The 13,832-nt window shown below is 50.7% G+C and carries 13 protein-coding genes; all 13 read left to right on the plus strand.

All coding sequences use genetic code 11. The annotated features are described in order from the left end of the window. Nucleotides 1–105: 105 nt before the first annotated feature. The 13 genes from ACN5NT_RS16625 to ACN5NT_RS16685 all read left to right on the plus strand — a co-directional run bounded on the left by ACN5NT_RS16625 (nucleotide 106) and on the right by ACN5NT_RS16685 (nucleotide 13,805). Nucleotides 106–489: a RidA family protein gene (locus tag ACN5NT_RS16625; RefSeq protein ID WP_136798218.1), complete on the plus strand. Its 384-nt coding sequence runs from the start codon at nucleotides 106–108 to the stop codon at nucleotides 487–489. Nucleotides 490–516: 27 nt separating this feature from the next. Next, nucleotides 517–1,515 (plus strand): D-cysteine desulfhydrase, encoded by a 999-nt coding sequence (locus tag ACN5NT_RS16630; protein WP_419176169.1) that lies wholly within the window; start codon nucleotides 517–519, stop codon nucleotides 1,513–1,515. 153 nt (nucleotides 1,516–1,668) lie between these two features. Further along, complete coding sequence (locus ACN5NT_RS16635) at nucleotides 1,669–2,937, plus strand: dicarboxylate/amino acid:cation symporter (protein WP_419176170.1); 1,269 nt, start codon at nucleotides 1,669–1,671, stop codon at nucleotides 2,935–2,937. 403 nt (nucleotides 2,938–3,340) lie between these two features. Continuing rightward, entirely contained in the window at nucleotides 3,341–4,012 is a 672-nt protein-coding gene (locus ACN5NT_RS16640; protein ID WP_419176171.1) for a GntR family transcriptional regulator, read from the plus strand. Between the two features lie 507 nt (nucleotides 4,013–4,519). Beyond that, complete coding sequence (locus ACN5NT_RS16645; RefSeq protein WP_419176172.1) at nucleotides 4,520–5,125, plus strand: class I SAM-dependent methyltransferase; 606 nt, start codon at nucleotides 4,520–4,522, stop codon at nucleotides 5,123–5,125. A gap of 379 nt (nucleotides 5,126–5,504) precedes the next feature. Next, nucleotides 5,505–6,200, plus strand: coding sequence for a GntR family transcriptional regulator (locus tag ACN5NT_RS16650; protein WP_419176173.1), 696 nt, complete (start codon nucleotides 5,505–5,507; stop codon nucleotides 6,198–6,200). Between the two features lie 50 nt (nucleotides 6,201–6,250). Next, nucleotides 6,251–6,793, plus strand: a complete 543-nt coding sequence (locus ACN5NT_RS16655) for a TRAP transporter small permease (RefSeq protein ID WP_419176174.1) — start codon at nucleotides 6,251–6,253, stop codon at nucleotides 6,791–6,793. Next, a complete protein-coding gene (locus ACN5NT_RS16660) occupies nucleotides 6,790–8,073 on the plus strand; it encodes a TRAP transporter large permease (RefSeq protein ID WP_419176175.1) in 1,284 nt (427 codons plus the stop codon). The genes ACN5NT_RS16655 and ACN5NT_RS16660 overlap by 4 nt, the downstream gene beginning before the upstream one ends. A gap of 27 nt (nucleotides 8,074–8,100) precedes the next feature. Continuing rightward, a complete protein-coding gene (locus ACN5NT_RS16665; RefSeq protein WP_136798210.1) occupies nucleotides 8,101–9,132 on the plus strand; it encodes a DctP family TRAP transporter solute-binding subunit in 1,032 nt (343 codons plus the stop codon). A 62-nt stretch (nucleotides 9,133–9,194) separates the two neighbouring features. Then, nucleotides 9,195–9,770 (plus strand): GNAT family acetyltransferase, encoded by a 576-nt coding sequence (locus tag ACN5NT_RS16670; protein ID WP_419176176.1) that lies wholly within the window; start codon nucleotides 9,195–9,197, stop codon nucleotides 9,768–9,770. Between the two features lie 66 nt (nucleotides 9,771–9,836). Next, the gene (thrC, locus tag ACN5NT_RS16675; RefSeq protein ID WP_419176177.1) at nucleotides 9,837–11,117 is read left to right on the plus strand and encodes a threonine synthase; all 1,281 of its coding nucleotides are present in this window, start codon (nucleotides 9,837–9,839) and stop codon (nucleotides 11,115–11,117) included. 22 nt (nucleotides 11,118–11,139) lie between these two features. Next, nucleotides 11,140–12,609 (plus strand): pyridoxal-phosphate dependent enzyme, encoded by a 1,470-nt coding sequence (locus ACN5NT_RS16680; RefSeq protein ID WP_419176178.1) that lies wholly within the window; start codon nucleotides 11,140–11,142, stop codon nucleotides 12,607–12,609. An 11-nt stretch (nucleotides 12,610–12,620) separates the two neighbouring features. Further along, nucleotides 12,621–13,805, plus strand: coding sequence for a YgeY family selenium metabolism-linked hydrolase (locus tag ACN5NT_RS16685; protein ID WP_419176179.1), 1,185 nt, complete (start codon nucleotides 12,621–12,623; stop codon nucleotides 13,803–13,805). The last annotated feature ends 27 nt before the right edge of the window (nucleotides 13,806–13,832 follow it).

The raw sequence follows: 13,832 nt of genomic DNA on the forward strand, positions 1-13,832 counted from the left end.
TCGCCACTTTTTAGCTGTATTAATTACGTTTACTCGGTGAGTAGACTGGAATGACGGACTAACGAATCAACGACGTCAGCACAAACCAGACGCAGAGGACTAAACATGTCAGAAAATGTTGCAATTGAAACCCCAAACGCTCCGGGAGCCATTGGTCCATATTCCCAAGCCGTGAAAATAGATGGATTGATTTTTACTTCCGGAGCATTGCCAATCGATCCGGCAACCGGAAAATTCCCCGAAGGGCCCATTGCAAATCGCACCCACCAAGTATTGAAAAACCTGGCTGCGGTGCTTGATGCTGCAGGAGCCACACTCGACGATGTGGTCAAGACCACTGTTTTTCTAGCAGACATGAACGACTTTCAGGAAGTGAACGAAGTTTACGCGCAATACTTCAAGATGCCATTTCCAGCCAGAAGCGCTGTCCAGGTAGCCAAACTGCCGCTTGGTTCAGATATCGAAATAGAAGCTGTAGCAAGTATTTAACAATATTATATTTTTATCGGAGAGATCATGGACCTTACTCAATTCCCCAGGCGAAATTATCTGCAGGGACCAACCCCCATCGAAGCAGCACCGGCATTCTCCAAAGCGCTCGGTGGCAAAGTTAATGTCTTCATCAAACGTGATGACCTGTTGCCGGGTTGTTCTGGTGGCAACAAGACCAGAAAACTCGATTTCTGCATTGCTGACGCGCTTGAAAAAGGTGCCGACACCATCATCACCTGTGGCGCAGTGCAATCAAATCATTGCCGCCTGACCCTTTCCTGGGCAGTGAAAGAAGGTTTGGATTGTCATTTCATTTTAGAAGAGCGTGTTAAAGGAAGCTACAAGCCAGATGCCTCAGGTAACAATTTCCTGTTCAACCTCCTGGGAGTCGCTTCTACCAAGGTTGTGCCGGGCGGCTCAGATATGCTTGGCGAAATGGAGACATTGGCTGAGGAGTTAAAAGCTGCAGGCAAGAAGCCGTACATCATTCCAGGCGGGGCCTCAAATGCCATCGGAGCGCTGGGCTATGTCGGCTGTGCGCAGGAGATCGTCCAGCAGCTTTTTGAAACCGGTCTGCATATCGACCACATGGTTGTACCCAGCGGCAGTGCAGGCACCCACGCCGGTATCGTTGTCGGTATGGCAGGAACCAGTGCCAATATCACTGTTTCGGGTGTCAACGTGAGTCGCCCTAAAGATGTACAGGAAGGTATTGTCTTCAATCTCGCCCAGGAGACTGCGGCACTCGCTGGTATGCGTGGTGAGCTCAGTGCAGATGAGGTTACCTGTTTTGATCAGTATGTCGGCCCTGGTTATTCCCTGCCTACAGACTCCATGAAAGAAGCGGTTACCCTGCTCGCACAGACAGAATCAATCCTGCTTGACCCGGTATACTCCGGCAAAGCGATGGCGGGCCTCATTGATCTTGTCAGAAAAGATCATTTCCCTGCAGGCTCGAACGTTCTTTTTCTCCACACTGGAGGCTCGCCGGCCCTCTACGCTTATCTTGATACCTTCAAATAGATAGAAGCATGTACTGAGAAATCCGGCTTAAAAGTAAAGCACCGGAGCAAATGCTAGTTCGGTGCTTTACCCTATAGAGAATAGGGAATTACCCGTTGAGGGAGGGAACTGCCTGTTCTCCAAATCTAAAGTGTTCTGTGAGAGGAAAACACTATGAAACTTTATCATAAGATAATGATCGGGCTGGTGCTTGGCGTCGTTGCCGGCCTGATACTCGGAGAAAAAGCTGCATATTTAAAGCCTGTCGGTGACATTTTCATTCGCTGTCTGCGCCTGATCGTCGTTCCACTGATCCTTTCCACCTTGATTACAGGTGTCGTCAGCACCGGAAACATCAGAAATTTAGGAAAGACCGGGATCACCACTCTTGTCTACTTTATGGCAACGACCACCCTGGCGGTGCTAATTGGCCTGCTGGTCGCCAATATCCTCCAGCCAGGCACAGGACTTACCCTGGGCGAGATGAAGACTTTCAATGCTCCGGACCCAATTGGCCCGGCCCAGATGATTGTCAACATGTTTCCGATGAACCCGATGGAAGCTCTTGCTAAAGGCAACGTTCTCCAGATAATTATTTTTGCCTTACTTTTCGGTGCCGGGCTCTCCATGGCCGGCGACGCAGGTAAACCTGTCAGCAGGTTTTTCCAAAGCCTGGCGCAGGTCATGTTCAAGGTGTCCGATATCGTCATCAGCTTTGCACCGTATGGCGTATTTGCCCTTATCGCGTGGACAACCGGTAAATTCGGTCTCGATATACTCCTGCCCATGGGTAAGCTGATCATCGCAGCACTGATCGCCAGCGTTATTCATATATTTGCATCTTATACGCTGCTGGTTGCAACAGTTGGCCGCATATCTCCTCTTGATTTCCTGAAAAAGACACTTGAACCCGCACTTGTTGGCCTGTCTACCTGCAGTGCTGCCGCTGCCTTTCCGTTTTCCATGCGTGCTCAGAAACAGCTGGGTGTATCGCCTAAGGTTTCCGGCTTTACCCTGCCAATGGCACTGACAATCAACATGGACGGCACAGCCCTGTACCAGGCAGTTGCAGCCACGTTTATCGCCAATGCCTATGGTATTGACCTGACACTGACCCAGCAGGGAACCATCGTGGCCACTGCAGTTCTGGCTTCGGTTGGCACCGCGAGTATTCCTGGTGGCGGTTTAATCATGCTCACCATGGTCCTCCAGTCAGTCGGCCTGCCGCTTGAAGGAATCGCCATCGTGGCAGGTGTCGATCGAATTCTTGATATGTTCAGAACGACCACCAATATTTTTGGTGACAACTCTGCCGGTGTTGTTGTGGCTTCTTTAAACGGTGAGCTGGATCGTGAAGTTGCTGCAACCCCACTTGATGAGATGGAACTCGGAAGTAGTGTTCATGTTGATAAAGAGGGTCACCTCGTTGATGATCTGAACTAAAACAGTTGTCCGCGACATAGCATTACCCTCAATGCCACGTAGAGGCCTCCTTCAACAAGGAGGCCTTTTTTATTGCTGCTGCCCCATAATTTCAACTATGTTTTCAACCTGCTGGCGCACTTGCAGCTCTATATTTCTCGGCATCACAATGCACGGAACACCCAGCGGCAGCTCTCCCGACTCAGCACCTTATGGGAGGTATATGGAGAAGTGCAGAAAGAAATGAAAATCGAATGCAGAGAATTATACAAACCATGGGCTGTTCCTCTGGATTCCCCTGGTAAGCAGCATCTGCCATCGAAACGCATCTTGTGCTAAACAAACAATTGCAGTATAAAGGGATGTTTGGCCTTGTGTTTCAACAACTATACAACAACGCACTACTATCAGATGGAGTACCACCTTGGGTTTCGAAAAGCACACTTATACAGAGCGAGTAGTAAATTACATTAAAGAGTGCATTTTGAATGGTACCTATAAACCTGGTAACAAAGTCAAGGAATTGACCATTGCCAAAGAGCTCTCCATAAGTCGCGCTCCTGTTCGGGAAGCGCTCCAGGTTCTCATCCAGGAAGGTCTGGTTATCTGGATACCGCAAAAAGGCAAATTCATAACCAAGCTCAATTCTGAACAAATTCGAAACAGCTATTTCACTGGTGGTATCCTGGAAGGCGCTGCAGTTGCTCAAGCAGTGGACCTGTACACCGATCGAGATTACAAACGGTTGGAGGCCATCAATGAGAAAATGCTTGAAGTAACTGAAAGTAAAAATAGTTTCGAAGCATTTGCAGCCTTGGATGACAAGTTTCACAAGATTCTGTTGTCAAAAATCGACAATGATCTTTTAAAAGAGTTCTGCAAAAGATCATGTCAGGGAATTTCGAAGTTCCTGCTTTATAAATACTGGATAGCGATATTTACCCCCGACGAAGTGTACGCGCGCCACAAAAAGATCGTTGATGCATTGAAGGAGCGGAACGCAGATAAACTCGAGAAGGTCATCCGGGCTCACTACATCGACATAGGGGAGCGGATCACTCGAGTGAAAGAAAAGGCTGACGCGGAAGTAGCGTAATGACAGAGACACAAAGCGGCCAGAGTTGTTTGGCCAGACAGCCTTTCAAACGTGTTGCGTGAAACGTTAGTGATTAGAAATTCTATGTTGACCTCTGAGTAGAGACTACTTCAATCCGACAGGCTCCTTGGCGAATTGGCCACTGCTAATGCTTTTAGGTTTCATTTTCCGCTCTCAGTGATAGCTGCAGATACCTTCCATTAACCTTCTCCCGGATTAGCCAGTGGCTCAACAAAGCCTTCCATTAAAAGAAAGTTACCATTTGTAAGCTTGAGACATCAGCTACCTTAATACTCGTACCTATCAGATCCGCTCTTGATTTCTGCACATAAAGTTCTCTAAACCGCAACTCATCTCCTGCTGGTCAAGAAGACGTATTCAATACCCGTTTCACCATTTGCTAAAAACTGAAAAATGCATACACATAATAAGTGATTGCAAGATGATAATCTGCTACGACCATTCCCCCCGAAACGATTAGAAAACTGTCAAATATAGAGAGGCACCATGTCAGAAATAAATAAATGGGATGAACGATACGCCACAGATGATTTCGCTTATGGCACCGAACCAAATGATTTCTTGCGGGAAAACATTCAGCACCTGCCCGCCGGGGGACGCATACTCTGTTTAGCTGAGGGGGAAGGTCGCAATGCTGTGTTTCTGGCCCGGCACGGTTTTAATGTTGTTGCGGTAGATTCTTCGACAGTGGGTTTGCAAAAAGCTCAAAAGCTTGCCGACGAAAATGGTGTGCAGATAACTACGATCGTGGCAGATCTGGCTGAATTTACCATTGCCGACAGTTCCTTTGATGGGGTTATCTCAATTTTCTGTCATCTGCCACCAGCTGTTCGCAGCCGCCTCCATCGACAGGTTATTGATGGCTTGAAGATTGGCGGCACCCTGATACTCGAGGGGTACACCCCTGAGCAACTTCACCAGGGTACAGGTGGCCCCCCGGTGAAAGAGTTGATGATGACCCTCACCACAGTTCAAGATGATTTTCGTGATCTGAACCAGATCCACCTTCTCGAAACTACCCGCGAGATTCTTGAAGGAACCCTGCACACCGGCACCGGCGCAGTGGTTCAGTTTATTGGTGAAAAAATCTGAACCACCAGTTCTTTCCTCTCCGGTCTCACACCGGAGAGACCATCAAGGACCCTCACCTTACAGGCCCGATGCCTCCACCATTCTTGCCGGGTGTTTTTTTCCTTCTCTACTGACACCAATAATAGCCTTCTGCCACTTCAGACAATCGCCCCTCCGCGAACACAAACTATGTAATCCATCCTTACAATTTGATATTATACAGTTTATTTCAACACCCTCCCCAGCTCAAACATCACATTTCCAACATCATTTTCACAACTATCGATAGTTGAATTACATTTTCGTAACAGATTTTCTTTTCTTGACGGTTCTGGCTTTAGGTGATATATCACATCCAATATGACACACGAACCTGTTTCCCCACTGGAGGACACATTCAATGCCCGTACCGCACAACCCTCAGCAAATCAACCGCTTCAGCATGCGTGAAGAGGTGTACAACACCTTGTTGAAATGGATCATGGAGGGTGTTCTCCGGCCCGGAGAGAAGATCCTCGACAAAGATCTGGCAGAACGCCTTGGTGTGAGCAGAACTCCCGTACGTGAAGCACTCCGACGACTCGAAGACAAAGAATTAATAGAGTCTGCGGCCAACCGCTGGACACGGGTTGCCAGAATTTCGCTGAAAGAACCTGAGAAATTCTATCCGATCATCTGGACTTTGGAAGAGTTGGCAGTTTCTGAATGTATCGATCTTCTTGATGATGAAGATTTTCACCAGATGGAAGCGATTAACCGTTCAATCCAGAAAGCCACCAAAAACAATGACCCGGTAAAGGCATCGTGGGCTGATGTCGAATTTCATCAGGTCTATATCGCCAAATCCGCCAATGATTACCTGATTTCGATTCTGCGTGATCTGAAGATCAAGTTTCGGCGCATCGAGGTGTGCTATTTCGATGGCACAAAGTCATCCGATGAATCGTTCATGGAACACAACCAGATTCTGGGGGCACTTAGAAATCGCAACCTCGCTGAGACCCAGCACCTTATTCGGACGAACTGGCAAAACAGCCTCAAAAGACTTCAGGCTCTTGATCTCGATCAGGACCAGAAGGAAGACGACGCAAGCTGACCCATCTGCCTTAAGATTTCACGTTTATGTTTTCCCTGAAGAGATAAAGAATGACTAGAGCATTGAATAAAGCCGTTTCCGGCCAGCTGGAATCCATAGAAAAGATTGGCTACTCCATTAACTACCTCACCGAACGTCTCTGCGGACTGCTGGTCGCAGCCATGATCGGCGTGGTCTGGTTTGGTATTATCGACAGATATTTCCTCGCTCTCGGTGGCACCTGGACCGAAGAACTTGCCCGATACATCATGATTTGGGCGGCCCTGCTGGCCATCCCCTGCTGCACTCACCGCAGGGAGCATATCGGCCTGAATCTTCTTTTTGCCAAACTCCCGTCCCGGCATCAGGTGAAGTTCCGTCTTCTTCTCGACTTGATCGGCCTCATCTTTTTTGCCTTTCTTTTCTATTACGGCATCATGATGACCAAGGCCGGAGCCACACAATTCGCAACCATTTTCGGGATGAATATGACCATTCCCTACCTTTCGGTCCCCTTAGCGAGCGGGCTGACCATAATTCAGATATCTGTCTGCATGGTCCGGGAAGCGTATCAGATCGAACCTATCTACAAACTCAAGGAGCAGGTCAGATGATTATCGTCGCAGCAACATTCTTTACCCTTCTCCTTGTCGGGGTACCCATCGGCTTCGTACTCGGTATCGCCGGTGCCATCGGCCTGTTCATGATTGGCGGCGACAACTTCCTGATGATGGCCCCAAAACGGTTTTTTGACGGGCTCAATCTTTTTACCTTTATGGCCATGCCCTTTTTCATCCTGGCCGGTGAAATCATGAACCGGGCGGGTATGACCATGAAACTTGCCAACTTTGCCGACTCTCTGGTTGGTTACATGCGGGGCGGGCTCGCCCACTCCAACATGCTGGCTTCCGTGCTCTTTGCCGGTATGACCGGCGCCGCGGTCTCCGATGCCGCAGCCTTTGGCAACACCCTGGTCCCGGCAATGACCAAACAGGGGTACAGCAGGCCGTTCGCCTGCGCAGTCACCGCTGCCGGTTCCATCATCGGGCCAACCATTCCCCCTTCTAACCTGATGGTCATTTACGGCTCTTTGGCCGGGGTGTCAATTGCGGGCCTTTTTGCTGCGGGAATCCTGCCAGGTATTCTGATCTGTCTCACCTGCATGGCACTCATTGTGGCCCTGGGTCGTAGGCTCGGGTTGCCCAAGGCTGAAGGTGGCCCAAAGCTCACTGAAATTATCAAAGCATTCAAGGGCAGTTTTCTCGCCCTGCTTATGCCCCTTATCATCCTTGGCGGCATTCTGGGCGGAATAGTCACACCAACAGAAGCCGCAGCAATCGCTGTTGCCTACGCCCTTTTTGTTGGCCTGATCATTGAGCGTACCATCACGGTCAATGATATTTTCCAGATGCTGATCCGTACCTCCCGGATCACCGGCGTGGTCTTTCTGATCATCGCTTCCGCCTCAATTCTCAGCTGGTGGATGACGTTCATGCAGATCCCCCAGCAACTTGCTGCATTTTTCCTTTCCCTTTCCGACAATCCGCTGGTGATCAAAGCGCTGATACTGACTTTCTTACTTGCTATCGGCATGTTCATGGATATCAACGCTGCCCTTATCATCCTCACTCCCATGCTGGGAACACTCACCACCGCCATCGGCATGCACCCCGTTCATGCCGGCGTGATGATTATTCTCACCCTCAATATTTCCCTTATGACCCCGCCGGTCGGGGCCTGTATCTTTGTTCTCTCCTCCGTAACCGGGGAAAAGATTGAAAAGATCAGCGCCGCTCTGTGGCCGTTTATCATTGCCGAAGTCTCCGTGCTGGTCCTCATCACCTACTGGACTGACCTGGCAATGTTTTTTCCAAAACTTCTGCTGGATCTCTAGCAGGCAATTTTCTTTATGAGGTGTTCGATGCAAACCGTACGTAAAATTTCCTTCATGCTCGCGGCATGCGCTCTGTTCATGCTGGTAGCACAGTCAGCCCTGGCAACCAAGACTATTAAGATGCACCACCTGAACAAGAACGGTGCCTTCGATAATCCTTCCGGTGCTGCGGCAGTCGTTTTCAAGAACCTGGTCGAAGCCGGGACCAATGGAGAGGTGCAGGTACAGATCTTCCCAAGCGGTCAGCTCGGCAAAGATGCTGATGTGGTTCAGCAGGTGAAATCCGGTATCATCCAGCTTGGTGTACACTCTGTAGGCGGTGTAGCCAGTGTATACCCAATGATCTCAGTTCTCGATATTCCATTTGCCTTTCCTAATATCGCCTCCACCTATGAGGTGCTTGACGGAGAGTTCGGTAAAAAGCTGGGAGCGGACATCGAGGCGAAAACCGGTATGAAAACCCTGGGATTCAGTGATTCAGGCGGATTCTTCCAGTTCACCAACTCCAAGCACCCTATCAAGACCCTCGAAGACATGAAGGGGCTCAAAATCCGCACCATGGGTCTGGATACCCACAAGAAGCTGATCTCCGGACTCGGCGGCCAGCCTGCAGCAATCGCCTGGTCTGAGGTATACACCGCGCTGCAGACCGGTGTTGCTGATGGCCAGATGAACCCGGTACCGATTGTAGAGTTCGCTAAACTCTATGAGGTTCAGAAGTACCTAACCCTCTCCAATCACCTGTTCGCACCCCATGTATGGATGATGAACAAGGATTTCTACAACAGCCTTACCCCTGCTGAGCAGAAGGTGGTAGAGTCTGCCGCTAAAGCTGCCATCGTGACCAGCCGCGGTATCGCCAACTCCATTGAGGCCTCTGATCGCGGTCTGCCATTTCTGAACGAGAAACTTGAGGTATACTCGCTTCCGGAAGCAGAAAAAGTGAAATTCCGCGCAGCGACCCTGCCGGTAGTTCAGGAGCATATCGAAAAGACTTTCGGTGCTGAAGGTAAAGAGATGCTTGAGGCATTCCTGGCAGCTGTCCAGTCAGCTTCCTGATAGCCTGTACTCCAATCGGCCCGGTTCCCCGGGTCGGTTGGTGAGGAAAGGATACAAGACAGATGATCCAATATAGCCTGGCAGAACTCAACGATATTAACGCTGTACTTGAACTTCAGGGCAGGTATCAACTCGATAACATCTCTGAAGAAGACAAAACTGATGGCTTTGTTACAACTCCCTTTACAGCCGACCAATTGCAACGCCTCATTCTTCAAGAGAAAGGCCTGTTTGTCGCTAAAGATGAGTCAACTGTAATTGCCTACGCTATGTCGGCATCTTGGCACTACTGGTCAGAGTGGCCAATGTTCCAGTTCATGATCAACGAATTGCCACAACACACCTTTAAGACTGAAACACTCTCGGTAACGAACTCGTGCCAGTATGGCCCTATTTGCATTCATAAGAAATTTCGGGGAACCGGTGTACTTGAAGGTATCTTCGATTTTGCACGAGATGCGATGTCAAAGCGTTACCCGATAATGATAACCTTCATAAACAAAGAAAATCCGAGGTCTTATGAAGCTCATACACGTAAATTACACATGACAACCCTCCATGAGTTCCAATTCAACTGTAACGCCTATTACGAACTGGCATACGATACTTCACAAAAACTTCCAAGTTACCAAAATTAAAACTAAATATTTTACCTGAGAAATTTTAAACAATTCTATCAAGCCCACAGTTCACATTTATAACTTATGCAAATTCCACAACATATAACAGGCCTGCGCTGCACTATCTGCAACACTCTCCACGCACCTGACTCCGGCTTACTCGTTTGCCCCGATCACGATAATGAGGGCATCCTCGAAGTCGAGTATGACTATCAGCAGATCGGCACAACGTTTACCAGGGAACATCTGGCCAAGTCCGGCGATTTCTCCCAGTGGAGATACCGCCCCCTGCTGCCGGTTCTGCCCGACACTCCTGTGCCACCGCTCACCGTAGGCTGGACACCGTTGGTACCGGCTCCATTGCTGGCTGAATCAGTCGGCATTGGCTCGCTCACCATTAAAGATGACTCCCGCCAGCCAACAGGCTCGCTCAAAGACCGCGCCTCAGCGCTTGCGGTTATGAAAGCCAAAGAAGCAGGAGCCAGAGTGATCACCACCGCCAGCACCGGTAACGCCGCGGCTGCACTGGCCGGCATCTGTGCCTCGGTGCAGATGGAGTGCGTTATCTTTGTCCCGGCGTCGGCACCTGAAGGAAAAATCGCCCAGTTAATGGCTTATGGCGCCACTATTTTCCTGGTTCAGGGAACCTATGATGACGCATTCGAGCTTTGCCTTCAGGCCAGCAGCAAGTTCGGCTGGTATAACCGGAATACCGGGTACAACCCGTATATGGCTGAAGGAAAGAAGACCGCCGCCTTTGAGATTTGTGAACAGCTCGACTGGCGGGTTCCCGACTCGGTATTTGTAAGCGTTGGTGACGGCTGCATAATCAGCGGCCTGCACAAAGGGTTCAAAGATCTGCTGGAATTGGGCTGGATAGAGAAAATCCCGCGCCTTATGGGGGTACAGTCTGCCGGCAGCGACTTTATGTGGCAGGCCAGCGAAAAGAATGCGGATGTACTCACATTCCCCGCCATCTCTGCCAATACTGTTGCCGATTCCATCTCCGCTGGTTTACCGAGAGACAGGATAAAAGCCGCAAGAGCAGTTTCTGAAACAGGTGGAGCCTGGCTACGGGTGGCTGATGAGAATATCCTCGCCGCAATACCTGCCCTGGCCTCATCCACCGGGATTTTTGCCGAACCCGCGGCGGCGGCTTCCCTTGCCGGGCTCAAAGAGGCAGTGAACGCCGGCCTTATCACCAACAAAGAAAATTCGGTGCTCCTGGTAACCGGTAACGGTTTGAAAGACCCGGGTGCCACCATCAAAGCGTGCTCGGTTGCTGGCAGCAAAGCCTGCACCATAGCCCCTGATATTGACGAGGTTGGCAAGAACCTGCCAGCCGATCTGAAAAACAACTGTTAATTTTTTACTGAGAGAGAAGCACATGCTCGATCTGACCATAAACCAGAAAGGACTGGAGCGGGCCGTACAGAGGGCCCGTGAAAAAAACATCATCATCCCTACTTTTGAGCAGATGCGCAATCCGTCCCTGATTCCGGAACCGATTCGCAACAAGCTCGGCAATCTCGGCCTCTGGGATCTGGACCCGACCAACCTGTTTCGTATCAGCTGGAAGAACGAACCGGTAGCGCAGGGCGGCGGCTATGGAGGAGTGAATTATATCGAACTGCCTTCCTCACTCACAGGCGTAAAAGCCCGGATCGTGCTGATGCTCGGCAAATGGTTCCCCACCGGCGCCCACAAGGTCGGAGCCGCCTTCGGCTGCCTGGTTCCCCGTCTGGTGACCGGCCAGTTCGACCCCACCGAGCAGAAAGCTGTCTGGCCGTCCACCGGCAATTACTGCCGCGGCGGTGCCTACGATTCCAACCTGCTCGGCTGTGAATCCATCGCCATCCTGCCTGAAGGCATGAGTAAGGAACGCTTCGACTGGCTGGCAAAGGTTGCCGGCGAAACCATCAAGACCCCAGGCTCTGAAAGTAACGTCAAGGAGATCTTCGACAAGTGCTGGGAGCTGCGTCAATCCGGCGACAAGCTGATGATCTTCAACCAGTTTGACGACATGGGCAACTATCTCTGGCACTACCATGTCACCGGTCATGCCATGGCCGAGCTGATAGCCGGACTCTGCCCGACCCCTGAAACGAATTTCAAGGGTGTGGTGCTTTCCACCGGCTCCGGTGGCACACTTGCCAGCGGTGACTATCTCAAGAGTCTCTACCCGACTTCCAAAATTGCGGCAAGCGAGGCTCTGCAATGCCCGACACTGCTGAATAACGGTTTTGGCGATCATAGAATCGAGGGCATCGGCGACAAACATATCCCATGGGTTCATAACGCCAAAAATACCGATATGGTCATCGCCATCGACGACGAGATCCCCATGAACCTTATCCGCCTGTTCAACGAAGAAGCAGGCAAGGAATTCCTGGTGCAGCAGGGTATAGACAGTGCTGTGGTTGACGGCCTTGATCAGCTCGGCATCTCTTCTGTCGCCAACACCCTGGCCGCAATAAAATTCGCCAAGTATTACGAACTGGGGGAGGAAGATGTGGTGCTCACCATGGCCACGGACTCCATGGAAATGTACGGCAGCCGCCTCACCGAACTGACAGAGGAGAAAGGTGAATTCTCTGCACTGAACGCAGCATACGCCATGGGCCGCCTGCACACCACCGGCATCGACACCATGGAAGAACTCAGCTACTACGGCCGTAAACGCATCCACAACCTGAAGTATTACACCTGGGTCGAGCAGCAGGGCAAAACCTATGAGGAAATCCAGGCACAGTGGCAGGAGAGCAGCTACTGGAGTTCCATCCCGGCCCTGGCACCTGAAATCGATAAGCACATCAACGAATTCAACGCCCGCACCGGCCTGCTGGCGCAGTTGTAATGGAGACGAAGATGGTTGAAAGTTATGTTGATACCGCAACTGAACTCACCCGTCAACTGATCCGCTGTCCCAGTGTTTCAGGTGAAGAAGCTGCGGTTGCAGACACCTTGAAAAAAGCCATGGAGTCGCTGGGCTTCGATGAAGTTCACCAGGACAAATATGGTAATATTATCGGGGTGATTAAAGGAAACCGTCCCGGCCCCTGCGTTCTGCTCGATGGCCATATCGACACCGTGCCCGTACCGGATGAATCTGCCTGGAGCGTGCCGCCCTTTGCTGCTGAAATCAAAGAGGGACGCGTTTATGGCCGCGGCGCTTCAGACATGAAGGGGGCAGTGGCGGCCATGACTGTGGCAGCAAGCTCCTTTCTTGATGCAACCAACCGTGATTTTGGTGGTACGATCTGTGTTGCCGGGGTGGTGCATGAAGAATGTTTCGAGGGTGTTGCCGCACGGGAAATCTCCCAACGTTTCAAACCCGATTACGTGATAATCGGCGAAGCGTCTGAGCTGAACCTGAAGATCGGCCAGCGTGGCCGGGCCGAGATTGTGGTCGAAACCTTCGGTGTTCCAGCCCACTCTGCCAACCCGGAAAAAGGCGTCAATGCTGTACATTCCATGACCAGACTCATCACCCGCATGGAAGAGGTGGAACCGGAATCCCATCCGATTTTAGGAGAAGGCATCTGCGTACTGACTGATATCAAGTCAACGCCATACCCCGGTGCGTCCGTGGTCCCAAGCAACTGCCGGGTGACCTACGACAGGCGATTGCTGGTGGGCGAAGACCGGGAGAGAGTGCTCGCCCCTTTTGTCGAAACCATTGACCTGCTCAAACAGGAAGACCCGGACTTTGAGGCTAAAGTCTATTTTGCCAGCGATGAGCAACCGTGTTATACGGGTGCTGCCATTGAGGGGACCCGGTTTTTTCCAGCCTGGCTCTATGATGAAAAAGAGGCATTCGTTACAGCAGTACTTTCAGAGCTGCAGCAAGCCGGACTGAAACCTGCTGTATCGCACTATGCGTTTTGCACCAACGGCAGTCACTATGCCGGGGAAGCCGATATTACCACCCTTGGTTTCGGTCCCTCGCAGGAAAACCTTGCCCACACCATAGACGAGTATATTGAGATTGAGCAGCTCCACAAAGGAGTGCTGGGATATCAGGCCATCCTCAGGGCATTACTCAAACTCTGATATATTTTCTTCAGTTTTTTTAAGGAT

It is taken from the genome of Desulfosediminicola sp. (genome assembly GCF_048381775.1).
In the GTDB taxonomy this organism is placed as follows: Bacteria; Desulfobacterota; Desulfobulbia; order Desulfobulbales; family Desulfocapsaceae; genus Desulfopila; species Desulfopila ganghwensis.